Genomic DNA, 23,187 nt, shown 5'->3' on the forward strand with positions numbered 1-23,187 from the left:
CCCATGAGCTTCGCGGACGAGATCCGGGCCACGTTCCGGCGTGGGGACAGCGCTGCCGTGCTGCGGCTGGCGGAGGCCGAGGTGACCCGGGCGCGGGCGGCGGGCGAGCCGGCCGGGGAGGTCGAGGCCCTGTACGCGCTGGCCCGCCTCGCCCTGCGCGGCGAGGATCTGCCCCGGGCGGAGCACCTCGCGCAGGCGGCGCTCGACGTCGCCCTGCGCGCCGGGGACCGCGAGCTCGAGGAGCGTCCGCGGCACGTGCTGGCCGCGGTGGCCCGGCTGTCCGGTGACTACGCGCTGGCCCGCGATCGGTACGAGGCGAGCATCGCGCTCAACCGGGCGCTCGGCCGGGATGAGACCGTCCAGACCGAGCTCTACAACCTGGCGTTCGTCGAGCTGCACCTGGGCAACGTGAGCCGGGCACGGGAGTTGTTCGCGCGGACTGACACGATCGGGAACCGGTTCCAGAAAATGGCAGAAGCGGCAGTGGCCGCTGCCGAGGGGGATCTCGCACGGGCGGCGGACGCGCTCGCGGCGACCGAGGCGGCGTTCGCGGACGCCGGGCAGGTGCCGGATCCGGACGACGCCGCGGAGCTGGCGCGCATCCGGGCCACCGTTTCCGGGGAGGTGTCATGACGCGGTTGGTCGGCTTCAACGCGCTTCTGGGACTCTTCGCCATCTGCCCTCTCACGGCGGCGTTGTCGCTTCTGGCGTACGCAAGCGATGGTCCTTATGCCCCGGGCACGAACCACACCTATGCCACGGTCGGAGGGCAGCCGCCGCCCCTGGAGATCGACACCGACGAGGCCGGGATCGTCGCGATGGGCCTGCTGGTCGCGGCCATGGTGCTCGTGCCGGTCTTCTTCGCGATCAACATTCCGCTCGTACGCCGCCTCCGCCCGCAGGTGCCGGCCGCGCTGTCGTGGTTCGCCGCCCTCGTCGTCGTGGTGCTGCCCTTCTGCGTCGTGCTCGGACTGTGGTGGTGACGGCTCGCCGGAGTTGACGCGATACTCAGATCATCTTTATATTGGCCGGCATGTCCGACGACCCTGGACGCGCGTACCGGCGCCTGCTGCGGGCCTATCCGCCCGGGCCGCGCCGCGTCGAGCTGCTCGGCACCCTCCTCGAGGCCGGAGGGCGGCCCACCGTGCGCGAAGCGGTCAACCTGATCCGGTTCGGCCTGCGGGCCCGGCTCGGCTTCCCGCGTGGCTCGGCGGTCGTGGTGCTGTCGCTGCTCGTCGCGCTGGCCGGAGCCTATGCGGGGGCCGCCGCCGCTCAGTGGGCCGGCTGGCAGGTCGCGGACCCGCTGCCCACCGGCGCGGCCGCCGACCGCATCACCGGCACGGCCCTGCCCGGCCTCAAGGTGTGGGGCGGCGGCGACACCGATCTGATCGTCAGCCAGCCCGACGGCGAGGGCGTCGAATACGGCTCGGTCGGCTACTGGGTCCGGCACACCAGCGACGCCACGCGCGACGTGGCGGGTTACACGCGGGGTGCCCTCGACCGGCTCGCCGCCGCCGGGTGGAAGACCCACGATTACACGTACGAGCCACCGGGCCCATGGTCGACCGGGGCGAGACCAGCGGCGCCCGCTTCTGGGCCGAGCGCGACGGGCTGGTGCTCGGCTTCGACAACGGGCTGTGGAGCGGCATGCCCGCCTACGACGCCGACGGTGGCATCACGCTCAGCCTGCGCCGCGCCGCACCGTCCTGGCTGGGCTGGTTCACGTGGCCCGGCGCGGTGCTGGGCGGCATCCTCACCTGGTTCCTCGCGGCCGGGGTCAGCCGCCGGCTCGACGCCGCCGGGGCCAGCGGGCCGTTCGCCGGGCTGCTCACCGGCGTCGCCCTCCTGCTGCAACTGCCGGCCATGATGCTGTGGCCCGTGCCGGACGTCCCGGGCGACGCGCCGTTCTGGGCCGGATACGGCTCCTTCGGCGTCGGGGCCGCGGTGCTGGGTCTGCTGCCGGCCGGTCTGCTGGTCGCCGCGGCGCTCCTGCCTGCGCTGCGGCGCGCCTTCGGGTGGGCCCGCCGTCGTCCCCGCCTCGCCGGCACGGGCTCCGCTGTGGTGGTCCTCGGCGTGGCCGCCGCTCTGCTGGTGCCGCCTCTGGTGTCGAGTTCGTCCGCTGCTCTGTCGCAGTGCCGTCCCGCGCCGGGGCCGCCGCCCGCGGCCCCGGAGAGTGAGGTCGCCACGAGTCGCCTGGTCCGCGTCTACGTCGACCCGGCGTCCACCGCCGACCAGCGCAATCTGATCACCGCGGCGATCCGGCGCAGCTGGGCCGGCGGGCCGGGTGAGCTGATCTGGGACCCGGGGTCGGACGAGTTCCGGGAGGTCTATTGCGGCGGTGGGGCGGTGCCGGCCGCGGCGGTGCCGTCGCTGCCCTATTTCTTTCCGGTGGATCTCGGGGTGGCGTCGGACTATCCCGCGCTGATGCAGGAGATCGACGGGATGGCGGGGATCGTGGCCGTGCAGCGGGTGCCGGAGTCGTAGCGCTGGTTGCGGGATCGCCCTGCGCCGCTGTGCCGCGAGCGCCGTCGCCTTCTCGCAAGCAGTGCGCCGGGCGTGGCGCCGGGCTGTGCCGCGAGCGCCGTCGCTTCTTACGTCAGGAGCGGTCCGTCGGCCGGCGGTGCCGTGGACACCTGGCGTTCCCCTGAGCGGCCCATCCTGGCCTGGTGAGCACGCCTCCGCGCCCCTTCCCCGCTCGTGGCGCACTTCGGCCCGGCGCTGCGATGTCGTCGCCTTGGCTCCGGCGTCCGCTGATCGGCGTGCTTTCCGCCGGTCGCCCGCTGTTGCGGTGGTGGCGTTTCCTGCTCGGCGGCACGGTCGTGATTGCCGTCGCAGCCGGTCTGCGCGACCGGCTGCCCGATGTCTGCGCGCTGCTCGCGGTGGGCCGGACCATCGACTGGCGCTGGGCGGCGGTGGCTCTCCTGTCCGGAATGCTCTCGCCGGCGGCGGTCGGCGAGCAGGACCGGCTGTTGCTTGCGGGCCTGGGCGTGCGGCTGCCCCGGCGGCGTGCGGTCACGCTCGCGGTCACCGGGGCCGCGATCAGCCTGGCGGTGCCGGCCGGATCGGCGGTGGCGGCCGCGTTCACCTTCCGCACCTTCCGCCGGTACGGCGCCACGCCCGCCGTGGCGGCAACGGTGACCGTGCTGTCGGGCCTGGTGTCGGCGCTCGGGTTGACAATGCTGACCGCCACCGGCTGGTTCCTCGCCGCCGACGACCACGCGGCAGCCGGCTGGCTTCCCGTCGTCGCCGTCGTGGTTCTCGTCGTTCTTGGTGCTGGCGCGGTCTGGTGGTTTCGCGGCCGGCTTTCTCGGCCATCGGCGACGGCCGCGCGGGACCCAGCCGTTCGCCCGGCCGCTGGAACGCGCTGGAACCGATTCCAGACCGACCTCACCGCGATCGCCCGGTCGGTGCGTGCGGTGCCCCTCCGCCGCTGGACCGCCATCCTGTCGGCGGGCATCGTCAAATGGGCCCTGGACCTGACCTGCCTGGCCGCCGCGGCTGCCGCCTGCCACTCCGAGGCCGGCTGGGGGAGCATCGCCATCATTTACGTGGGCGTGCAGCTCGTCCGGCTGATCCCCCTGACCCCGGGCGGCGTGGGCCTGATCGAAGTCAGCATGGCCGCCGCCCTCGTCGCCGCCGGCGCCCCTGATGTCGTGGCGGGGGCGGTGGTGGTGCTCTACCGCCTGATCACCTTCTGGCTGACCCTCCTCCTGGGCGCCGCCGGCTGGCTCCACCTGCGCCGCGACCACCCCACCCCGCCGGCCCGCCGGGCCGCGTGGCCATCGGTCCGCCTCACCTCGTGACCGGCGAGAGGCTGCGTGTTTCTCGTCAGCCGGCAGCTTCTCGGAGCGGGGCCACGGGAGCCCCGGTCGCGGCGGCGATGATGGCCGCGGCGCGCTGGGCGACTTCGGCGTCTGTGCCGGTCCAGAGGGTGTCGAGCCATGGGCCGGCGAAGAGGCCGACCAGGGTGGGGGAGCCGTCCGCGGCGCCGGCGTCGAGCCATTCGCTGATGTCGCCGTCGGCCGGGCCGTGAACACGGTAGTAGCCGGAATTGTGCATCGGCCAGAAACGCCGGTCGAAGCGCAGCACCACCTTTTCGACGCGGCCCATGCCCAGTCGTCCCAGCGCCCCGGCCTGTGCGCGGGGCAGCGGGGGCTCGAATGTGATCCGTCCTGCCTGCAGCACGCCCACGGGGACCGTCACGATCGCCGCGTCGAAACGCTCCGAGAAACCGTTACCGGTGAGAGTCACTTGGTAGTCGTCGTACTGGATGCGTTGCACCGGCCGGCCGGTTCGTACGTTCAGTCCTTCGGCCAGATGCGAGACCAGGAGCCGGTAGCTTCCGACGATCCAGCGGTCGCCCTCTCCGACGCCGGGCTCGAAACCGTGCCGGGCGCTGAGAAAGGACAGGGGCACGCCGGTGTCCATGACGATCTCGGCGTCGACGAAGCGGCGGATCGCCCGCGCTGTCCAGGGCTCAGGGTCGCGCTGCCATGCCTCGACCACGTCGGCGATGCTCTCGCCCTTCGCGGCGGCTGCCAGCCGGCTCCGCAACTCGTGTTCCAGCGCGTCGGGAATCGGTTCCAGCGGTGCGTCAGGAACGCGATCGACGGGCGGAGCCTGCGGGCCGGCGCCGGCGAGGCGGTGGTGAGGCGGGGAGCCGTCGAGGACGAGCGGATCGGTGAAATCGGTGGGCACGGTGGTCAGGCCGAGGCTTTCGGCGAGGCGGGCGAGCGCGTTGCCGGGGTACTGCTGGAGCCAGTTGGCGCCCAGATCGAACGGGAATCCACCCACCTCGACCCCGGCGGTGCGGCCGCCGATCCGGTCGCGCGCCTCCCACACGTCGACGGTCAAACCGCGGGCGCGCGCTTCCCGGGCTGCGGCCAGGCCGGCGATTCCGGCGCCCACCACGGCGATCCGGGTGTGGCCGCGGGCGGCGGCCCAGGCTGCGGCTTCGAGCCCTTGTTCGTACGCTCCGTGGGTCATGCCGGCCCGGGTGGCGTGCGTGGCCTCGCCCGCGAGTCGCAGCCGGTCGCCGATCGGGGCGCCCAGGGTCGTGCGGTCGGCGGGTGTGCCGTTGCGGCCGATCAGGCTCCACGAACCGGCTGACCATGGATCCTCGCCCCACCGCGACACCGCGAACGCCTTCATACGCGCATTGGACTCACCCGGCCACCCCGAGCGCAAGCCCCGCCACGGCCGCCATGGCCATCAACGCGAGGAATCCGAGGATCGTCCGGAGGCGTTGCCGTCGCAATGCTTTCCGGCATTCGGCCATGAGCGTCCGCCACTCGCCCGGGCTCGGTTCGCGTGCCGTCGTCCGTGGGCCGAAGTGGTCGCGCAGCTCGGCGACCAGCCGGCTGTGGCTGTCGGGATACCACTCGTCCATCCCCAGCTCGTCGCTCCACAGCCGGAAGTCCTCCTCATGTGTCACACCACTTCGACGTCGCGCAGCCCCACGGAGGTTGCCTCACCCGCCCCACGACACCTCAGGCGCCGGAGGCGACGGGCTCAGGGAAACAGCCGGCGAACGGGTCCGGCAGCCGGCGCCACCCCTCCTCACCCCCGGCGATCTCGGCGTCGGTGAGCAGGCACGTGCGCAGCAGCGCCGTCATGCCGTCCACATCGAGCCCGAAGCCCACGAACGACAGAACGGTTTTCCGGTCCCCGTAGTACGGCTCCCAGCCGGCGTCCGCGGCCAACCGGCGCATCGGCACGACCGAGGACCAGCGGTCCCGGGGCAGGGCGGCCAGCCACGGCCCGAGACTGCCCATCCGCAGCCCACCCCCGGCGGACTCGAACGCGATCGCCGTGTCGCCCTGGCTGGCGAGCCAGAGCTGACCCCGCCCTCGCAGCGGCGCGCCGGTCAGGTCGTCGAGCGCGTCGTGCAGGCGCTGCGGGTGGAAGGGGCGGCGGCTGGGGAACAGCAGGGCCGTCACGCCGTCGGGGGCCGCCGGCTCGTGGATGCCGATCGGGTAGTCCTGCAGCGCCCGGCCCGGCAGACCCGGGACCTCGGGGTCGTGGCGGCCGGTGCGGAGCACGTGGGCGGCCAGGGCCCGGCAGTCGACCTGGGCCGTCTCGCCGGTGCGGACCAGGGCGGCCCACGGTGCGAGGTGGTGCAGCAGGGTGGCCGCGGCGGGGGCGGCGCCCCACACGACGAGCGTGTCGGCGAACTCGATCTGGCGGTTCACCACGTCCGCCACCGCGCGGTCGTCGTTGGCGGCGGCGTGCAGGTCGCGGTCGCGCAGGTCGTCGGTGGTGGCCAGGTCGGCGACGAGGGCGGTGGCCTCGACGACGGTGACGAAGGAGTCGAAGCGGAACGCCTCGAGGTCGTGCGGGCCGGCCGCGAGCGCGACCGCTTCGGGCTCGACGGCCGGCGGCAGCGCCAGCAGGATGTCGTCGCCCGGGTGTTGCCGGCTCAGGCGTACGAGGGTCGGCAGCACGTCCTCGCGCAGCGTGCACGACACACAGCCGTGGACCAGCTCGGTCAGACCGCTTTCGAGCACGTCACCAGTACCGGAAGGCGAGGAAGTCCGCACGGTGCGGTGCACCAGGCCCTCGCGTACGGCCGAGGACCTCCGAGAAGAGCGCTAGGGCCGGAGCAACGCCTCGCGGGCGGCGGCGAGGATGCGGTCGGAGACGTCGGTGCCCCGGGTGGCGCGGGCGAGGATCATCGCGCCGACCAGGGTGGACACGGCGGCCAGGTCACCCTCGCCGCCGGGGCCGAGAGCCCGGGCGTACGCCTCCACGCCCTCGGCGTAGGTTCGCACGGCGTCCTGCGGCCCGCGGGCCAGGTCGCCGCCGAAGCCCGCGCAGGGGCAGCCGGTCGCGGGGTGGTCCCGGTGCTGGGCCGACAGGTACCGCTCCATGTAGGCCGCGCGCGCCGCGTCGTCGCTGCCCTCGGCGGGGAGTTGCGCCTCGGTGAAAGCTTGCTGGAGGGCCTCGGTGACGAGGGCTTCCTTGGAGGCGAACTGCTTGTAGAAGCCGCCGTGGGTCAGCCCCGCCTCGGCCATCAGGTCGGCGACGCTGACCCCGGCGATGCCCCGCTCGCGGAAGAGCCGGGCGGCCGTCTCGACGACGCGCTGCCGGTTCGCCTCGGCCTGGACCTTCGACACCCGTCCCATGCGCGCGAGCTTAGCCGGGGCGGGGGGTTGTATGACGAATGACATCTATCACGTGCGGGCCCGGGGGCGTCACTAAGCTGATCACCATGACTGACAAGCCCCTGCCGTCGGAGATCGCCGGCTTCCTGCGGCGGCCGAACCCCGCCGTCATGGCCACCGTCGCCGCGGACGGCCGTCCCGTGACGGTCGCGACGTGGTACCTGCTCGAGGACGACGGGCGGATCCTGCTCAACCTCGATGCCACGCGCGCCCGGCTCAAGCACCTGCGCACCGATCCCCGGGTCTCGCTGACCGTCCTCGTCGAGGACAACTGGTACACCCACGTCAGCCTGCAGGGCCGCGTCACGGAGATCACCGACGACGAGGACCTGAGCGACATCGACCGGCTGTCGACACTGTACGGCGGGCGGCCGTACCCGAATCGGGAAAGCCCCCGCGTGAGCGCGCGCGTCGTGATCGACCGCTGGCACGTGTGGGGTGAGCTGCCGGAGGAGTGACCGAAGCCGGCACGAGAGACGGCGCTGCCGGAGACAAGCCCGGACCGAGGCGAGACAACCCTCGGTGAAGATCAGACAGAGCACGGCGAGGACGCCGGAGGCGCGCGCGGCGAGACTGTCGCGCAGCGGGACACCGTACGGAATCCGGGCGAGGATCGTCTCCTGTCGGGCGGGACTGCCTTTCCGCCTTGCTGCGAACGGTGCCCGGGGGATCGGACAGCCGGTTCGCGATTTCCGTTCCAAGATCACTCGAAAGCTGTCCGTCGAAGAGGCATGGGCAATTGCCCGAATGGCCGCTTCGGCGCGGGCGGGCAAAGAGAGATCACTTCGGCCGTCACCAGGTCGCGCAATAGCCGTTTTTCATGACGAGTCACACGAATCCGGCCTTATCGGACTCGTACGGCTCCGACCAAGGAGAATGTTCATGAACATGGTGAAGCGCACCCTGGCGATGGCTGGTCTGGTCGTCGCCGCCGGCGCCGCAATGGGCGTCAGCCCGGCCATGGCCTCCCCGGCGGCCTCCGCCGGCACGGCTGCGACCGAGTCGACCGCCACGCAGCAGGCTCAGACGCCGCGGCGCAGCCGCGTCGTCCGGGTCTACCGGTCCGCCCGGGCCTGCGAGATCGCCGGCTGGCGCGGCGAGCGTCGTGACCTGTGGGACGACTACCGCTGCATCCGTCTCCGGGACAACTTCCGTTCCGCGTACGCGCTCCGCGTGTACTGGGACAGCTGGGGTCACGGCAACGGCCACAACGGTCACGACGGTCACGACGGCCGCGACCACGACGGTCGTGGGCACGACGGTCGCGGTCACGACGGCCGTGGGCACGACGGTCGCGGCCCGCGCAAGTAATTGACCGCGGCAAGCTGAACACCGGCCGGGGGTCGCGCACACAGCGCGGCCCCCGGTCGTTCTGTGTGAGAGACCGCCCAACGACCTCAGGAGTTCCCATGTCTCGGCGCTGCCTTGCCCTCGCCGGTGCCGTTCTCGCCGGTGGCCTGGTGGGTGCCACACCGGCGGCCGCCGCGGTGCGATACGACCCCCAGGCCAGAACCGGATTCGTCGGCGTGACCGACATCCGCGGCGCATTCGGCTGGAGCGGCCGGACGCTGGCCGAACGGGCCGCCGGCCTCGAGTTCGACCACAACTTCTTCGCCGACGACACCTATTCCGTGACGTGCGGCGCGGGCGTCTTCCCGGTCGTGCACCATCGCGAGTTCGGCCGCTATCAGCTGAACGACACCGTCACGCGCACCGGCGGCGGTTACGGCGGGGGCGTCGCCGGTTTCCGGCTCACCGGGCCGATCGCCGGCATCTCGGGCACCTCGGTGGCCCCCGCGGCCGGTCAGCCCTGCCCGGAGCGCCCCGGCGCCCTGATCGCCGAGGTGCGTCTGACGGCGACCACCGTCGGCTGGACGCTGAGCGTCAGCTCGGAGGGGGAGACCCGGGAGCTGCTGCGTCACTGAGTGTGCGCAGGAGCAGCCGCCCGGTCGCTTCGAGGTGGGTGCGCATGGCCGCCTCGGCCGCGGCGCCGTCGCGGGCGAGCACGGCCGACACCAGCGGTACGTGCTCCGCGTGGATCTCCGCGAGCGTCCGCCCGCTGGCTGTCGTGGGCGGGCCGAGCAGCGCGGTGGTGCTGCGCAGGCCCGCCACGAGCGCCGCGGTGCGGGGCTTCCCGGCCGTACGCAGCAGCAGGTCGTGCAGGGCCCGGTCGGCCGGCCAGAAATCCGGCTCGGCCGCGCCCTCCATGGTCTTCAAGGCCGCGCGGATGGCGGCGTGTTGCTCGTCACTGCCCCGCTCGGCGGCGAGCCGGGCGGCGGGCGGCTCGAGGGCCAGCCGGATGCCGAAGATCTCCTCGATGTCGTGCGCGCGCGGCGGCAGCACGCGGAAGCCCCGGTTGCGCAGGATCTCGACCAGCCCGGCCTCGGCCAGGCGCAGGAGCCCCTCGCGCACCGGGCTGCGGGAGATGCCGAGCAGCTCCGCCAGCTGATAGACCGAGTACGTCCGGTCGGGCACGAGCTGCCCGGCGGCGACCCCGTCCCGCACGGCCTGGGCGACGGCGTCGGCGAGGGTCGGGGCCTCGGACGGCAGGACAAGCGACGGCACGAGTAACATGTTACGCATGAACGAACTGCTGGGAACGCTCGGCCGGGCCGGGCTCGAGGTGCGGTCGGATCCCGGCACCCTGGGCATGTATGCGACGGACGCCTCGCTCTACCGGATTCCGCCGCTGGCCGTGGTCCGCCCGCGCGACGCCGCCGACGTGGCCGCCGCGCTGGCCGTCGCCCGGGAGACCGGCGTGCCGCTGACCTCGCGCGGCGCCGGCACGTCCGTGGCGGGCAACGCCGTGGGGCCCGGCATCGTGCTCGACTTCTCCCGGCACTTCAACAAGGTGCTGTCGATCGACCCCGAGGCCCGGACCGCCATCGTCGAGCCGGGCACGGTCCACGCCGTGCTCCAGAGGGCCGCCGCGCCGCACGGCATCCGCTTCGGGCCCGACCCGTCGACCCACCCGCGTTGCACGATCGGCGGCATGATCGGCAACAACGCGTGCGGGTCGCGCTCACTGGCGTACGGCCGCACCTCGGACAACGTGGTCGACCTGCAGCTGATGTCCGCCGCCGGCGAGACCTTCGTCTCGGGATCGCCCGGCGCGTGGAAGGACCGGCTGGGCGAGGTGATGAGCCCGCACCTCGCCACCGCGCGGACCGAGTTCGACCGTTTCGGGCGGCAGGTGTCCGGCTACGCCGTGCAGCATCTCCTGCCCGAGCGCTTCGACCTGACCCAGGCGCTCGTCGGCTCGGAGGGCACCCTCGCGGTCATCACCCAGGCGACCGTCAAGCTGGTCGTCGACTCGCCGGTCCGGGTCGTCGTCGTGCTCGGCTTCCGGGACATCGTGGCGGCGGGCGAGGCGGCGCCGGCGGTGGTCGCGCACGGTCCCACCTCGTGCGAGGGGCTCGACTCCCGGCTGCTCGACGTGCTGCGCGCGCGCCGGGGTGCGGATGCTGTGCCGCCGCTGCCGCGCGGTGGGGCGTGGCTGTTCGTGGAGCTGGCCGGCGACGAGCTGGGGGAGGTGCTGTCCCGGGCGCAGCGGCTGGCGGGCGACGGCATCGCCGACGAGGCGCTCGTGGTCGAGGACCCGGCGACCCAGGCCCGGCTGTGGCGCATCCGCGAGGACGGGGCCGGGCTGGCCGGTCGGGCGCCCTCCGACAAGCCCGCGTGGCCGGGCTGGGAGGACGCCGCCGTCCCGCCGTCCCGCCTGGGCGCCTATCTGGCGCGCTTCGACGAGCTCGTCGCGTCGTACGACATGACCTCGGCGCCGTTCGGGCACTTCGGTGACGGGTGCATGCATGTGCGGCTGGACTATCCGCTGGACCAGCCGGGCGGGACGAAGGTGCTGCGCGAGTTCCTGACCGACGCGGCCAAGCTGGTGGGGGAGTTCGGCGGGTCGCTGTCCGGCGAGCACGGCGACGGCCGGGCCCGCTCCGAGCTGCTGCCGCACATGTATTCCGCGGACGCCTTGGCATTGTTCGCCGGGGTCAAGCAGGCGTTCGACCCGGACAATCTCCTCAATCCGGGTGTGCTCGTCGATCCCGATCCGGTCGACGCCGACATCCGGCCCGCCGGCCGCTTCCCCGTCAAGCACCTCGCCATGGCGTACCCGCATGATCAGGGTGACCTGGCGCAGGCCGTGCACCGGTGCACCGGGGTGGGCAAGTGCCGCGCCGACAACTCGGCGGCCGGCGGCGTGATGTGCCCGTCGTTCCTCGCCACGCGGGAGGAAAAGGACTCGACGCGTGGGCGCGCCCGGGTGCTTCAGGAGGTGGTGCGGGGCGAGCTGTCCTTCGCGCACCCGTCCGTGCACGACGCGATGGACCTGTGCCTGGCCTGCAAGGGCTGCGCGTCGGACTGCCCGACCGGCATCGACATGGCGACGTACAAGTCCGAGGTGCTGCACCAGACGTACAGCGGCAAGGTGCGGCCTCGCTCGCACTACTCGCTGGGGAAGCTGCCGTTCTGGGCGCGGCTGGCCGGGTGGACGCCGCGGCTCGCCAATGCGGCGACGCGCCTGCCCGGTTTGCGTTCGCTCGCGTTGTGGCTGGCCGGGGTGGACAAGCGACGGTCGGTGCCGGCCTTCGCGCGCAAGCCGTTCCGCCGGACGTTCCGGGCTCGGCCTTCGGCTTTGAAACCCGTCGTGCTCTTCGCCGACTCGTTCTCCGACGCGTTCTCGCCCGAGGTCGCGGAGGCCACCGTCCGGGTCCTGCGCGCGGCCGGCTACGAGCCGCGCCTGCCGTCGGGGTCGGTCTGCTGCGGCCTGACGTGGATCACGACCGGTCAGCTCGACGCGGCCAGGAAGATTCTCGCGCGTACGGTCTCAGCGCTGGCCGCGGACGCGCACGCGGGCATTCCGATCGTCGGCATCGAGCCCTCGTGCACCGCGGTGTTGCGCTCCGACATCCACGAGCTGCTGCCGGGCTCCGCCGACGCTCTTGCCGTGGCCGGATCCGTGCACACCCTCGCCGAACTGCTCGCGTCGACACCCGGCTGGACGCCGCCCGACCTCTCCGGCGTCGAAGTGGTCGCGCAGCCGCACTGCCACCACCACGCCGTCCTGGGCTGGAAGACCGACGCCGACCTGCTCGCCTCGACCGGCGCCACGGTCAAGCGGCTCGCCGGCTGCTGCGGGCTGGCCGGCAACTTCGGCGTGGAGATCGGCCACTACGAGGTGTCCGTCGCGGTGGCCGGGCAGAACCTGTTGCCGGCCCTCGACGCGGCCCCGGACGCGGTGGTCCTGGCCGACGGCTTCTCCTGCCGCACCCAGGTGGCCGACCTGCGCGAACGCCCGGCCGTCCACCTGGCCCAGCTGCTCGACCGCTGACGCCGCCGCCCCCTGGACTCGGCTGGTCACCGGCGGCCGGACCACGCCGTCAACGAGGACGCCGGCGCCGGTGACACTTGCCCCGTGCATCGTTGTCGTTGATCCTTGACGGAGAAATTGTCCACCGCCGATGGTGACAGGGATCGCGGTTGGATCAGCTGCGTCGTCCCTGGTGTGCGTTGACTATCCTCGACCCATATCGTGGATAGAAGCGGGATCGACGACGGGGGTGGTGGGCCATTGTTTCTCTCGATCTTGCGGACACGCCGCGAGGACATCACTCTGTTCTTGTCGCGACTGGTTCCCTTCGCGCCGCTGTTCGTCTTGTCGGTGGCGGCGGTTCCGCCGAGTTCCGTACGCATATATGCTGCCCTCGGGACTCTGCTGGCCGCCTTCTTGGCGGCAATTCGGGTGATCAATGATCACGTGCAGTTCGCGCGTCAACGCCGTCGTCAGGCGTCCATGTGGACAGCGCTGCAGGGCTTCATGACGATCACTGCGCTGGTCGCGAAGGACCATGCCTCGTCGAGTCATGAGACCCTGCACAAGCAGCTCAATCGCATCGCTCTGGAGTCAGCGCAGCGGGCCGGCATGCGGCGGACGGGTTCGGGCGGCAGCACGCTGCGCATCGTCTTCTACCTGTTGCTGCGAGCCGATGGAGCCGCCTCGAAGGACATGGCCTCTCCGGCGCGGGAGCTGCGTCGATATCAGTGGCGTGGCTACAAGAACGGGAAAGAGCCGTTGAGATCGCTGATCGCCGAAAAGTCCGAACATGCGAAACAGCTCTTCGGCGTGGCGCTCGACGGCGAATCGGATCCGCTGTTCCATGACGGGCCGGGAGATGACGGAACATCTGTCGCCTCCCTCACAGTTCCGGTGCGGCACGCGGAGTTGGTGTGGGGCGTACTGAGAGTTGAGTCGGATGACCACAACGTATTCACCGCCACCGACAGCATCTATTTGACCTTGATTGCGTCAGGGTTGGCACAGTCACTGACACTTCTCGGCGATGACGCCCATGCCCTGTTGAATTACAGTGAAGGTTCGGACTCTGCCGCTGAGCGCAGTGATGATGGGGGTTCCGGCGATGAGTGATGTCCGACATCTGTCCATGGATGCCGCGTCCGCGTCGGCGCGAGCGAATTCGCAACCCTGGGAGCTGGGCCGGCGCTACATGAGAGGGGAGCTGGACGCTGCGGCGTTCCTGGACCAGTCGTCACGGGCGTTGCCGGTCCGCCTGGATCTTGCCCGGGCGATCTCCGCTTTCATCGGCTTATTCGTCGCGATCTCCTACGCGGTGCTGGCGGTCTATCTGTTGTGGGAGAGCAGGCCGACACCTGCCGCCTTCAGCCTCGGTGGAGCGGTGGCTGTCACTGCTGTCTCGGTAACCCGATGGCGGAGAACACGCTGATCACCAGATGTGCCGGGCCAGCGCGGCGACCGCCTCGCCGTGGTAATCACGCAGCAACCGGCGCAGATTCCCCATCGCTGTGCGGTCTGCTTCACCGGTGAGTTTCAGCCGGACCAAGGCATGGCTCCATTGGGAGTCGTCGCCGGCGACGTGCGCGAGTTCGTCGAGGACGCGCCACCCCGATGCCAGTGTGCCCGCGTCTTCGCGTAAGCCCGGCGGCGGCGTGGCCGAGGCCTGCAGACGGCCGCGCAACGCGGGCCAGCGAGTGACGATCTCGGCGAAGATCACCAGGTTACGGGCTCGGCGGACGACATGGTCCCCGGCGAGGATGTCGCCGCTATCGGTGCGATCCAACACGCGGACGTAATACTGCCAGACGGTGAGCAGCCGTTTGATGTCGCGCGGCGACCGCTCCGCCTGATTCTTGATGCGCTCGGCGAGCAGATCCCGCACCAGGGGATGACGATCCCGAGCGACGCGCATGACAACCGTGAGCGGCGCATCCTGATCGTCCCGGCCGGAGGACTCCTGTTCATCCGATGGAGTGGCGCTGCCGGGTAGGGCTTGTTCCTGCTCGTCGGCCTCGACTCCATGAACAGAGGACAAAGCTGGTCGAGCCTCGTCGGGCGTCGTCGAAGCCTCAGGAACAGCCTCGCCGTCGCCGTCGGGCGCCGTGCCAGGAACTGTCGGTTGCCGCGCTTCGGTCATCGCCGGTTGCAAGAGGTCAGCGACGAGTCGATCGATAGTGGCGTCGTGCAGCCGCGGCAACACGATCGGCAGTTGGATGAGCTTGCGCAGGAAGGTCCAGCCGAAGGACGGATCTTCACCGCTGCTGCGCGCGGCGAGGTCGGGATAAACGCTGTCCAGGTGGGCGGCCACGATGGCCGGGTCAAGACCAAGGACGAAACGGGTGCCGTTCAGCCGCTCGGAGAGAAACAGGTTGATCGCTTCGAGCACTTCGGCGGTGGTCCCGGGATTGCAGCGGTCGAGGTCGTCGACGAAGACGATCACGTCGACATTGGCCCGCCGCAGGTCGTCGAGCACTGCGCCGACGTCGTGCTGGACGAGGTACAGGTAACCGGCGCGGGCACTGTAGAAGGGATCCCGGATCGAATCGGGCAAGGCCGCCGTCGCGGAGCTCTGCCCGCCGCTGGGAAGGGGCCCGGCGAAGACTTCAGGAGGTAGCCATCGAGACGCCCGGCCACAGTAGTAGCGGAACACCGAGTGAATGACCCCCAGCGCGAGGAGGACGGCCGGGAGCGCCATCGCCACTTGGGACCCCCGCAACGAGTGACCCCACAACGAGTATTTGATCGACGGATCGAGCAGCCGGGCGATGACCGGCACGAGCAGTCCCGCGACGGCAATGGCCAGTAAGGGAGACAACGCTCGCCGACGCAACGTCCACCGCAACTGCCGGGTCTGCGCGTGCCTGCGATTGCGGCTGAGCCAGTACCACTCCTTGTTGACATCTCGCCGCCGTCTGCTGCGGCGTTTCTGACGCCGGGCACGGAAACTGGTCCAACGGCTGTCGCTGCCCGCTACGGCTGGGGCTTCCGGCTCCGAAGGGTACAGAACTTGGCCCGCGGCGTTGAGGATCGACAGAGTCAGTCCGGCCCAGATCTGTTCGCTGGTCTGGTGCGCCCAAGGGTTGAACCATGCGGTGACCCAGCGTGGTGGCTCGGGCTGCGCCGCGGGCCGGCTGTGCAGATCGGCGGCGATGGTTCTGAGATAGCTCCATGGCGAGGGCCGGCCGAGCAGCACATCGGCGCGGGCAGCGGTCAGCCGGCGCCGGCTCACAGCGCTGACCGGGTGGTGGCCGGCCTGATCGAGTTTGCGGCGTACCACTTCGAGCACGCTGCTCTTACCCGATCCCCAAGCGCCTTCGGCAGACAGCACCGTCGGCCCGGACTCCTGCGGATTGTCGGTGGTGCGGTGCAGGAGGTCGACGATCTCGGCGATGAGATTCTTGCGATGCAGCCGGTCGTACCGTACAGCCCGGTCGGAGGCACCGCGGAACCGCAGATCGCCGTACTCGGCGACAAGGTCGATGAGCCGTATCCGTCCGCCGCTGCTGCCGGCGGCGGCGGCGTGCACCCGACCGGCGGCCGGCACGGCGCACAACGCGGAGACCTCGGGGATCCGCGTGTCGATGGGCATCGGCTGGTCCACGGCGTTGAGGTCCAGGTATTGGACGCGGCGATCCTCTCCGGTGGAGATCAGCAGCTGGCGGCCGTCGGGCATGCCGAGGATGAGCAGGTCGAGCACGGTGTCGTCATGGCGGACCAGGACTCTGCTCCCGGTGCGCGTGTCCCAGATCCTGACGGTGCCGTCCGCGCCGGCGGAGATCAGGCTGTTACGTTCGCCCGGGAGAATGACTTTGGCCAGGCACCGGACCGGACCTTCGTGCTCGTCCCACCGGTGTACCGGTTCGGCTTCGGCCGGGTTCAACAACCTGATCACGCCGTCTTCCCCGGCCGCTGCCACCCCCTGGCTCCGGTCCGTCAGTTCTCCGCTGACCAGCGCATAGGTGGATCCGCCGAAGATTTTCCGTGCGCCGGCTGAGGGGTTGGCCGGGTCGAGGACGAAGACGCCTTGACGCCCGGCGCAGGCAATGCCGCGCGTACCATCCGGCAGCTCGATGTCCGAGACGGCGTAGAGGACACCCAGATCCCTGGCCAGTTCCACCGGCGGGCCGTCAAGAGTCGCCCAATGCAGGACACTGCCGTCCGCACCAACGGACACCAGAGCCGTCCCGGCGAGGCGATCGGGCAGCCACGTCACGCGGAAGGCGGAACCCGTGTGGCCACCAGGCAGAATCTCCGGAGTGGCGCCTGGTGAAGCGAGGCGGCGCAGCTTTATCCGGCCATCGTCGCCGGCCGCGGCGATGACGATCCCGTCCGGCAGTTCTGCGGTGACAATACTGTGGACCCGTCCGACAGACGGTGGTGCGAACCGTGCTTGGCCGGAGTCGATGTTCCAGATCCACACCTTCGCATCGCGGCCGGCCGAGGCGAGTACCCGATCGCCGAGGGGAGTCACTGCGGCCACGATCGCCGTGATGGACCCGATATGTCCGAGTGACGCCGGATCGATGGCATCACCGTCCACCGTCCAGCGCCGGATGGACTCGTCCTTGCCGGCAGAGATCAAGGTGGCCGGGTCGCTGTCCTTGGCGGGCATGACGGCGAGCGTCGAAACAGGACGATGGTGGCGATGCTCCAACTCCCTGATCAGCTCCAACTTGTCCGTCAAACGCCAGAGCTTGATGTGACCGTGTTCGTCCGCCGAGGCCAGACGCTCACCGCTACCGTCGAAGTCAGGGATGAACACGAGCGCCCGGATGGCGTGGGCGTGGGCCGCCGTGACACGGGCCACCACCGCGCCGGTGTCCGGATCCCACACCCGAAGGGCGCGATCTTCACCGGCGGAGGCGAGGAGCCTGCGCCCGTCAGCCAACGGCATGGCCTCCAGAGCGAATACGGCCTGCAGGCCGTCGGCGAGCACGGGGCCAACCCATGATCTGCTCTCCACGTCGCAGCGCAGCACGGAGCCGTCGACCGTGCCTACCACGACGAAACAGCGTCCCTGGCCGCCGGCCATGGTGGTCATGGCCGTGAGATCGCCCGTACTGTCGTCCAGCTGCAGCTCCGTGGAGGTGCGGGTCCGAGGGTTCCACAAAGTCACCTTGGCACTGTCGGCACCCGTGGCGAGCAGATCGCTCTCAGAGCCGGAAACGACCCGGCTCATCGCGTTGACAGGACCGACGTCGATCGGTGCCGGGTCCTCGCGCTGGGCCCCTTCGAGATCGTAGAAGACGATGTGTTCGCCTGCGAGTGCGGCGAGAGCGACGGTGTCGCCGGACAGACTCAACGACGTCAGGGCTCTGATCTGCTCCGGCATGGCGAGGCGACTCCGACGGGACGAGCGCCCGGCGGCACCGGGACGGGGGCTGTGAGTCAAGCGCCTAGGCAGTCGGTGACGCCACACCGGATGTCCGGCCACATCATGGGGTGCCGAAACCGACTAATTTTCGCAGAATGCCTCAGCTGGTCGGGGGATTCGTTCCGATCGCCCGTGGTCCGCAGCCGAGTCTCGGCTCTTCGGCCCGGTCGTCCGTCATGTCCAGGCAGCATTGCCCAGGGAGCCGATACGGAATCTCCGAGCGGCCTCGCGATTGCCGGGCGGCCTCAACGGCTCAGCACGTGACTGTCGCCGAGCGCGTCTTCGCGGCCTGGGTCTTGGCCATGGGATTGTTCGCCATGATTGGCGACCGCTGGTTCGCCGAGTCGAGCGTCCAGGCCGCCCGCACCCAGCTCGACCGGCCGCTGCCGGAGGGGTCGCGTGTATATCGCGTCACCTGGGTGTTCTCGCGGACGACGGCAGTCGTGGTGGGCAACCGGCCGGCCTCGACCGGCGCCCTGGGCGTGGTCGGGATCGACTGGCGCGACCTTCACCGGTGAATCCGGCCCCGCCGCACGGGCGAGGCCGGTTCAGAAGAGGCTTACGCCCACTGCGCGGCGCGGAGGGTGTTGACCATCAGCATGGCGATGGTCATCGGACCCACCCCGCCGGGTACGGGCGTGATCCGCTCGGCGATCCCCATCAGCTCGGCGGTCCGGACGTCGCCGACCAGGCCGGTCGGGGTGCGGTGAATGCCGACGTCGATGACAGTGGCGCCGGGCTTGACGTGCTCGGCGCCGATCAGGCCCTGGACGCCGGTGGCGACCACGAGGATGTCGGCGACCCGGGTGACCGAGGGCAGGTCGAGGGTCGGCTTGTGGGCGACGGTGACCGTGGCGTCACGCTGCTGCAGCATCTCGGACATCGGGTGACCGACGAGCGCCGAGCGACCGACGACGACCGCGTGGGCGCCGCGCAGCTTCACACCCTCGGCGTCGAGGAGCTCCATGACGCCGCTGGGCGTACAGGGGCGCAGTCCTTGTTCGCCGCGAGCCAGCAGGCCGGCGCTGCGGGTGGTGAGCCCGTCGACGTCCTTGCCGGCCGGGATCCGGTCGATCAGCGGGTTCGGGTCCAGGTGCGGCGGCAGGGGCAGTTGCAGCAGGATGCCCGAGCACGCCGGGTCGGCCGCGAGCTCGTCGATGACGGCCGCGACCTGGGCCTGCGTCACGTCCGCGGGCAGCGAGCGGTGCAGATCGACCATGCCGGCCTCGCGGACGGCCTTGCGCTTGCTGGAGACGTACACGGCGCTGGCGGGATCGTCGCCCACCAGGATGGTCGCCAGTCCTGGCCTGTCTTTTTCGTGGGGGAAGGCGGCCGTGACATCGGCCGCGACCTGGTCGCGGACCCGCCGGGCGTGGGCCTTGCCGTCTATGAGCTGAGTATTGATCATCATGCGAACACAATCGTGTGGTTGCCGTGACGGATGACGCGGTCCTCGCTGTGCCACTGCACCGCGCGGGAGAGGACGGCCCGCTCGACGTCGGCCCCGCGGCGCTGCAGGTCCTCGACGGTGTGGGCGTGGTTGACCCGGACGACGTCCTGCTCGATGATCGGGCCCTCGTCCAGGTCCTCGGTGACGTAGTGCGCGGTCGCCCCGACCAGCTTCACCCCGCGCTGCTTGGCCTTCGCGTAGGGCCCCGCCCCGATGAAGGCCGGCAGGAACGAGTGGTGGATGTTGATGATGGGTACGCCCAGCCGCTCGATGAAGTCGTTCGACAGGATCTGCATGTAACGGGCCAGCACCACGAAGTCGACGTTCCCGGCGAGCAGCTTGAGATGCTCGGCCTCCGCCGCCGACTTGTCCGGCCCGGCCGGCGACGGCACGTGGAAGAACGGGATGCCGAAGAAGCGCACCTCGTCCGCGTGGTCGGTGTGGTTGGACACGACCATCGCCACGTTCACCGGCAGCTCGCCCCGGCGGTGCCGCCACAGCAGGTCGAGCAGGCAGTGGTCGGACTTCGAGGCGAAGATCGCGACCCGCTTGGGTACGGACATGTCGCGCAGCTGGAAGTCCAGCTCGAACCCGCCGGCCAGTTGCCGCTGCAGATCCGCCTCGACGGCCGGCAGGATGGCCTTCAGATTCGGGGCGCTGAACACTGTGCGCTGGAAGAACGTACCCCCGTGCGGGTCGTCCGAGTATTGGTCCAGCTGCACGATGTTGGCCTGGTGCTTGCTGAGCACCGAGCTGACGGCGGCCACGATGCCGGTGCGGTCCTGCCCGTGCACGATGAGCGAGGCCTGGTTGCCCGGTCTCACGCCGGCCGCGGCGGGTGCCGGGGCGTGCTGGGTCAGCGTCACGTCAGCCCTCCTTCGCAAAATTGGTGATCCACTCGGCGGTGGACTTTAGCCCGCCGAAGGTGTAGAAGTGCAACTTCACCTCGCCGTGGCGCTCCGGGTGATATTCCCCGGCGAGCGTGCGGAGGAAGGCGGCCGGGGTGGCCGGGGCGGCCGGGCTGGCCCTTCCCGCTTCGGTGGCCGGGCTGGTCCTTCCGGCTTCGGTGGCCGGGCTGGTCCTTCCGGCTTCGGCTGCCGGGCTGCTACCGACGTTTTCGGCGGCCGGGCTGGTCGCGATGCCCAGGCGGGTCGCGAGTCTTCGGAGGCGGCTTTCCTCGGTGGGCCCCGGCACGCCGACGCGGACGGGCAGGTCGACGCCCCGCTCGCGGAGGGCCGCGATCCAGTCGAGCACCGGCGCCACGTCGAAGCCGAGCTGCGTGATCACGTCGCCGGTCAGCCCCCGCGCCCGCAGCGCCGTCACCCTGGCCGCCAGCGACGACCACAGCACCTCGCCGGGAATGCCGGGATGGCCCGCGGGATGCCCGGCGATGCTGACCCGGGCGACGCCGTGCTTCTCCAGGAGACCGCTTTCGATCAGCGCGAGCGAGTCCGCGTACGGGCCCAGGGGCGTCCCGGGGTCACCGCCGACGGCGAAGATCTCGGTGGCGGTGCCGTCCGCGCGCAGCCCTTCGAGCAGCTCCTCGAACTCCCGCTGTCCGGTGAGCCGCCGAGCCGTCACGTGCGGCACAGGAACGAAACCGGCGCCCGCCACGGCCCGCGCGGTGGCCCGTCGCCCGCCCGGGTCCTCGCCGGCGAGCGAGGTGACATTGATCCTGGTGCCCGCCGGAACGATGCCCCGCAGGGCGTCCAGCTCCCCGGCATCCCGCCCGGTCACCTCGAGCGAGAAGTCGTCGAGCACCACGTCGTCGCCTCCTCGTCCCGCGCGAATTCTGCCCCAGCCCCGCCCCCCGCCCCCACCGAGCGCCCCCCGATGCGTCCGGGATCACACCGGCCCGCCGTGCCCGTGCCGCGCAGTCCCACCCCGGAGCTCAGCGCCGACGTCACCGCCGTTGCAGCTCGGCGATTGGTCAAGGCGTGCGTCATCACCCACGACGGCGTGCGCGTGGCTACAGGTGACCGAAGTAATGCAGGTCAGGATCCTAGGACGGCAACGGGGTGTGCGACGTGGCCTCAGACCGCACCACATCACTGCAACGGCTAGATGGGAGGCCATGGCTTGGCTCACAAACGCGACGCCGCTTCCACCCGGCCGCATCAGGGGAGGATCGACCACGGTGTTATCGAGCCGGGGTGTGCTCGCCTCCTGCTGCCGTCGGCCTCCCACCGGCCTTGCCCGCTGCTGTCGGCACCCGCCGTTACCTTCCTCTGCAGCTGTCATCCCGCCTGCCTCTGCCGTCTTCGCCGGGCACCGTCTCCGCTGCGGTGACGGCGGGTGCGCCAGGTGCCGTCGACAGGGCGGAACCCTTGGCGCAGGCGGCGAACGTCTCCTCGCCGCCTGGTGCGCTCTCTGCCGGGCGCGGAGACGCGGCGAACGTCGCTTCAGAGCGTGGCGCCTTCACTGTCGGCGCGGAGGAGCGGCGAGCGTTGACTTGCGGGGTGGGCCGGGCGCGGGCGGGCTTGCGGGCGGTTCGGGGCGTGGTCACTGCCGGCGCCGCACAGGTGGTAGCCCGCCGCTGGTCCGGGCTGGGGCCGGGCCTGCGGCGGGCTGGTTGGAGGGGTCGGTGGGGGTCAGTCGCAGAGGGCGGCTTCGACGGTGGCGTTGACGTGGTTGAGCATTTCTTCGCCGGTGGGGAGGGCGGTGACGGCGACGACGGCGCTGCGGCCGTCGGTGGTGACCAGGTTGCGGGTTTCGAAGCCCTGGATGTCGCCGCCGTGGCCCCAGGCGAGGCCGCCGCAGGGGAGGGCGTGGCTGGCGAGGCCGAGTCCGTAGGACCAGTCGCCCGCCGGCTCGAAGCCGGGCGCGGGGACCGTGGTCATCATGGCCTTGAGCTGCGCGGGCTTGAGGAGCTTGCCGCCGATCAGGGCCTCGAAGAAGGTGCGGAGGTCGCTCGGGGAGGAGACCAGCTGGCCGGCCGCCCAGCCCAGCGACGGGTCCATGTCGGTGACGTCGACCCACGGCTCGCCCGGGCCGACGGCGACGTAGCCGTGCGGGTGCGTGCCGCGGAGGCGCTGCTCACCGACGCCCGGCCAGTAGGTGTCGCGCAGGCGCAGGGGCTGGATGATCCGCTCGGTGATCTCCTCGCCGATCGGGCGGGAGGTGACGCGCTCGGCGAGGAGGCCGGCGAGGACGTAGTTGGTGTTGCTGTATTCCCATTTCGTGCCCGGGGCGAAGTGGGGCGCCTGGGTGAGCGCGGCGTCGAGCAGCCGGCGCGGCTCGAAGTAGGAGTGGCTCAGGTCGACGAGGTCCTGCGGCTTCTGGAACAGCACGTCGTCGTAGTCGGACAGCCCGCTCGTCTGCTGCAGCAGCTGGCGCACGGTGATCTTGCTGCCGTCGTTGCCGTTGCCCCGGACGAGCCCGGGCAGATAGTGCTCCACGGTCTGGTCGAGGTCGACGCGCCCCTCGGCGACGAGCTGCAGCACGACGACCGCGGTGAACGTCTTGGTGTTGCTGCCGATGCGCACCTGCGCGTCCTCGGGCACCGGGCGCTGGGTGCCCAGCTTGCTCACCCCGGCGGTGTAGTCGGTGACTCGCTTGCCGTCGCGGACCGACGCGAGGACGCCGGGGAAGCCGTCCTCGCGCACCAGCTGGTCGAGTCGCTGCTGCACGGCGTCGCGGGGGGCGTGGCGGGGGCTCTCGGCGAGGGCGGCCGACGCGGACGGGGCGACGAGGGCGACGCCGGCGACGAGGGCGAACGCGGCCTTGCTGAACATGCTGACTCCTCGATGGCTGGGGATCGTTCCGATGCCGTCCATCCTCTGAGGAACGACGGGCCGGGGCGATCCCGCAGGCTGCCCAATCGAGGTACAGCAGGGGGTACTGGGCGGCAGCCGTCTGATGACGCGGCGTGAGATCGGGC

Annotated in this window: 21 protein-coding genes; 11 read left to right on the forward strand and 10 right to left on the reverse strand. The window is 71.1% G+C overall.

The window, feature by feature from the left end; genetic code table 11:
* Positions 1 to 3 precede the first annotated feature (3 nt).
* The 4 genes from RAN62_RS24940 to RAN62_RS24955 all read left to right on the forward strand — a co-directional run bounded on the left by RAN62_RS24940 (position 4) and on the right by RAN62_RS24955 (position 3,803).
* Positions 4 to 633, forward strand: a complete 630-nt coding sequence (locus RAN62_RS24940) for a tetratricopeptide repeat protein (RefSeq protein WP_305787177.1) — start codon at positions 4 to 6, stop codon at positions 631 to 633.
* Positions 630 to 983: a hypothetical protein gene (locus tag RAN62_RS24945; RefSeq protein WP_305787178.1), complete on the forward strand. Its 354-nt coding sequence runs from the start codon at positions 630 to 632 to the stop codon at positions 981 to 983. Before RAN62_RS24940 ends, RAN62_RS24945 begins: the two co-directional genes overlap by 4 nt.
* Before the next feature lie 574 nt (positions 984 to 1,557).
* Entirely contained in the window at positions 1,558 to 2,484 is a 927-nt protein-coding gene (locus RAN62_RS24950) for a hypothetical protein (protein ID WP_305787179.1), read from the forward strand.
* A gap of 275 nt (positions 2,485 to 2,759) precedes the next feature.
* Positions 2,760 to 3,803, forward strand: a complete 1,044-nt coding sequence (locus RAN62_RS24955; protein ID WP_305787180.1) for a lysylphosphatidylglycerol synthase transmembrane domain-containing protein — start codon at positions 2,760 to 2,762, stop codon at positions 3,801 to 3,803.
* A gap of 25 nt (positions 3,804 to 3,828) precedes the next feature.
* Here the strand turns inward: RAN62_RS24955 and RAN62_RS24960 are convergent, their stop codons facing one another.
* From RAN62_RS24960 to RAN62_RS24975, 4 genes are all read right to left on the reverse strand, one after another.
* Positions 3,829 to 5,151: a flavin monoamine oxidase family protein gene (locus RAN62_RS24960; protein ID WP_305787181.1), complete on the reverse strand. Its 1,323-nt coding sequence runs from the start codon at positions 5,149 to 5,151 to the stop codon at positions 3,829 to 3,831.
* A 13-nt stretch (positions 5,152 to 5,164) separates the two neighbouring features.
* Positions 5,165 to 5,434 (reverse strand): hypothetical protein, encoded by a 270-nt coding sequence (locus tag RAN62_RS24965; RefSeq protein WP_305787182.1) that lies wholly within the window; start codon positions 5,432 to 5,434, stop codon positions 5,165 to 5,167.
* 55 nt (positions 5,435 to 5,489) lie between these two features.
* On the reverse strand, positions 5,490 to 6,506 hold the full coding sequence (locus tag RAN62_RS24970; RefSeq protein WP_305787183.1) for a CobW family GTP-binding protein: 1,017 nt from the start codon (positions 6,504 to 6,506) through the stop codon (positions 5,490 to 5,492).
* A gap of 84 nt (positions 6,507 to 6,590) precedes the next feature.
* Positions 6,591 to 7,124, reverse strand: coding sequence for a TetR/AcrR family transcriptional regulator (locus RAN62_RS24975; protein ID WP_305787184.1), 534 nt, complete (start codon positions 7,122 to 7,124; stop codon positions 6,591 to 6,593).
* 86 nt (positions 7,125 to 7,210) lie between these two features.
* Here RAN62_RS24975 and RAN62_RS24980 point away from each other — a divergent pair, with 86 nt between their 5' ends.
* The 3 genes from RAN62_RS24980 (at position 7,211) to RAN62_RS24990 (ending at position 9,088) form a co-directional block, all read left to right on the forward strand.
* A complete protein-coding gene (locus RAN62_RS24980) occupies positions 7,211 to 7,621 on the forward strand; it encodes a PPOX class F420-dependent oxidoreductase (protein WP_305787185.1) in 411 nt (136 codons plus the stop codon).
* Between the two features lie 424 nt (positions 7,622 to 8,045).
* Positions 8,046 to 8,474 (forward strand): hypothetical protein, encoded by a 429-nt coding sequence (locus tag RAN62_RS24985; protein WP_305787186.1) that lies wholly within the window; start codon positions 8,046 to 8,048, stop codon positions 8,472 to 8,474.
* A gap of 98 nt (positions 8,475 to 8,572) precedes the next feature.
* Positions 8,573 to 9,088, forward strand: a complete 516-nt coding sequence (locus RAN62_RS24990) for a hypothetical protein (protein ID WP_305787187.1) — start codon at positions 8,573 to 8,575, stop codon at positions 9,086 to 9,088.
* Here the strand turns inward: RAN62_RS24990 and RAN62_RS24995 are convergent.
* Positions 9,048 to 9,728, reverse strand: a complete 681-nt coding sequence (locus tag RAN62_RS24995; protein WP_305787188.1) for a GntR family transcriptional regulator — start codon at positions 9,726 to 9,728, stop codon at positions 9,048 to 9,050. The two genes, RAN62_RS24990 and RAN62_RS24995, sit on opposite strands and share 41 nt — an antisense overlap.
* A gap of 16 nt (positions 9,729 to 9,744) precedes the next feature.
* On the opposite strand from RAN62_RS24995, the gene RAN62_RS25000 reads away from it, so the two are divergent.
* The 3 genes from RAN62_RS25000 (at position 9,745) to RAN62_RS25010 (ending at position 13,912) form a co-directional block, all read left to right on the forward strand.
* On the forward strand, positions 9,745 to 12,501 hold the full coding sequence (locus RAN62_RS25000; RefSeq protein WP_305787189.1) for an FAD-binding and (Fe-S)-binding domain-containing protein: 2,757 nt from the start codon (positions 9,745 to 9,747) through the stop codon (positions 12,499 to 12,501).
* Between the two features lie 240 nt (positions 12,502 to 12,741).
* A complete protein-coding gene (locus RAN62_RS25005; protein WP_305787190.1) occupies positions 12,742 to 13,596 on the forward strand; it encodes a GAF domain-containing protein in 855 nt (284 codons plus the stop codon).
* Positions 13,589 to 13,912 (forward strand): hypothetical protein, encoded by a 324-nt coding sequence (locus RAN62_RS25010; RefSeq protein ID WP_305787191.1) that lies wholly within the window; start codon positions 13,589 to 13,591, stop codon positions 13,910 to 13,912. The genes RAN62_RS25005 and RAN62_RS25010 overlap by 8 nt, the downstream gene beginning before the upstream one ends.
* On the opposite strand, the gene RAN62_RS25015 is transcribed toward RAN62_RS25010, so the two are convergent.
* Positions 13,913 to 17,815, reverse strand: coding sequence for a P-loop NTPase fold protein (locus tag RAN62_RS25015; RefSeq protein WP_305787192.1), 3,903 nt, complete (start codon positions 17,813 to 17,815; stop codon positions 13,913 to 13,915).
* A 302-nt stretch (positions 17,816 to 18,117) separates the two neighbouring features.
* On the opposite strand from RAN62_RS25015, the gene RAN62_RS25020 reads away from it, so the two are divergent.
* The gene (locus RAN62_RS25020; protein WP_305787193.1) at positions 18,118 to 18,375 is read left to right on the forward strand and encodes a hypothetical protein; all 258 of its coding nucleotides are present in this window, start codon (positions 18,118 to 18,120) and stop codon (positions 18,373 to 18,375) included.
* A gap of 41 nt (positions 18,376 to 18,416) precedes the next feature.
* Here RAN62_RS25020 and folD read toward each other — a convergent pair whose 3' ends face one another.
* From folD to RAN62_RS25040, 4 genes are all read right to left on the reverse strand, one after another.
* The gene (gene folD / locus RAN62_RS25025; RefSeq protein WP_305787194.1) at positions 18,417 to 19,268 is read right to left on the reverse strand and encodes a bifunctional methylenetetrahydrofolate dehydrogenase/methenyltetrahydrofolate cyclohydrolase FolD; all 852 of its coding nucleotides are present in this window, start codon (positions 19,266 to 19,268) and stop codon (positions 18,417 to 18,419) included.
* Positions 19,265 to 20,173 (reverse strand): formyltetrahydrofolate deformylase, encoded by a 909-nt coding sequence (gene purU, locus RAN62_RS25030; protein ID WP_305787195.1) that lies wholly within the window; start codon positions 20,171 to 20,173, stop codon positions 19,265 to 19,267. The genes folD and purU overlap by 4 nt, the downstream gene beginning before the upstream one ends.
* A gap of 1 nt (position 20,174) precedes the next feature.
* The gene (locus tag RAN62_RS25035; RefSeq protein WP_305787196.1) at positions 20,175 to 21,071 is read right to left on the reverse strand and encodes a methylenetetrahydrofolate reductase; all 897 of its coding nucleotides are present in this window, start codon (positions 21,069 to 21,071) and stop codon (positions 20,175 to 20,177) included.
* 827 nt (positions 21,072 to 21,898) lie between these two features.
* On the reverse strand, positions 21,899 to 23,041 hold the full coding sequence (locus RAN62_RS25040) for a serine hydrolase domain-containing protein (protein ID WP_438874540.1): 1,143 nt from the start codon (positions 23,039 to 23,041) through the stop codon (positions 21,899 to 21,901).
* Positions 23,042 to 23,187: the final 146 nt, after the last annotated feature.

The sequence above is a fragment of the Symbioplanes lichenis genome (assembly GCF_030709675.1).
Lineage (GTDB): Bacteria > Actinomycetota > Actinomycetes > Mycobacteriales > Micromonosporaceae > Actinoplanes > Actinoplanes lichenis.

What these genes read in the sequence shown, in the direction of transcription:
- RAN62_RS24960 (WP_305787181.1), bottom strand. Translation starts at nt 5,151, where the DNA reads ATGAAGGCGTTCGCGGTGTCGCGGTGGGGCGAGGATCCATGGTCAGCC.
- RAN62_RS24975 (WP_305787184.1), bottom strand. Translation starts at nt 7,124, where the DNA reads ATGGGACGGGTGTCGAAGGTCCAGGCCGAGGCGAACCGGCAGCGCGTC.
- RAN62_RS24990 (WP_305787187.1), top strand. Translation starts at nt 8,573, where the DNA reads ATGTCTCGGCGCTGCCTTGCCCTCGCCGGTGCCGTTCTCGCCGGTGGC.
- RAN62_RS24985 (WP_305787186.1), top strand. Translation starts at nt 8,046, where the DNA reads ATGAACATGGTGAAGCGCACCCTGGCGATGGCTGGTCTGGTCGTCGCC.
- folD (WP_305787194.1), bottom strand. Translation starts at nt 19,268, where the DNA reads ATGATGATCAATACTCAGCTCATAGACGGCAAGGCCCACGCCCGGCGG.
- RAN62_RS25040 (WP_438874540.1), bottom strand. Translation starts at nt 23,041, where the DNA reads ATGTTCAGCAAGGCCGCGTTCGCCCTCGTCGCCGGCGTCGCCCTCGTC.
- RAN62_RS24950 (WP_305787179.1), top strand. Translation starts at nt 1,558, where the DNA reads ATGGTCGACCGGGGCGAGACCAGCGGCGCCCGCTTCTGGGCCGAGCGC.
- RAN62_RS24980 (WP_305787185.1), top strand. Translation starts at nt 7,211, where the DNA reads ATGACTGACAAGCCCCTGCCGTCGGAGATCGCCGGCTTCCTGCGGCGG.
- RAN62_RS25000 (WP_305787189.1), top strand. Translation starts at nt 9,745, where the DNA reads ATGAACGAACTGCTGGGAACGCTCGGCCGGGCCGGGCTCGAGGTGCGG.
- RAN62_RS24945 (WP_305787178.1), top strand. Translation starts at nt 630, where the DNA reads ATGACGCGGTTGGTCGGCTTCAACGCGCTTCTGGGACTCTTCGCCATC.
- RAN62_RS25010 (WP_305787191.1), top strand. Translation starts at nt 13,589, where the DNA reads ATGAGTGATGTCCGACATCTGTCCATGGATGCCGCGTCCGCGTCGGCG.
- RAN62_RS25015 (WP_305787192.1), bottom strand. Translation starts at nt 17,815, where the DNA reads ATGCCGGAGCAGATCAGAGCCCTGACGTCGTTGAGTCTGTCCGGCGAC.
- RAN62_RS24940 (WP_305787177.1), top strand. Translation starts at nt 4, where the DNA reads ATGAGCTTCGCGGACGAGATCCGGGCCACGTTCCGGCGTGGGGACAGC.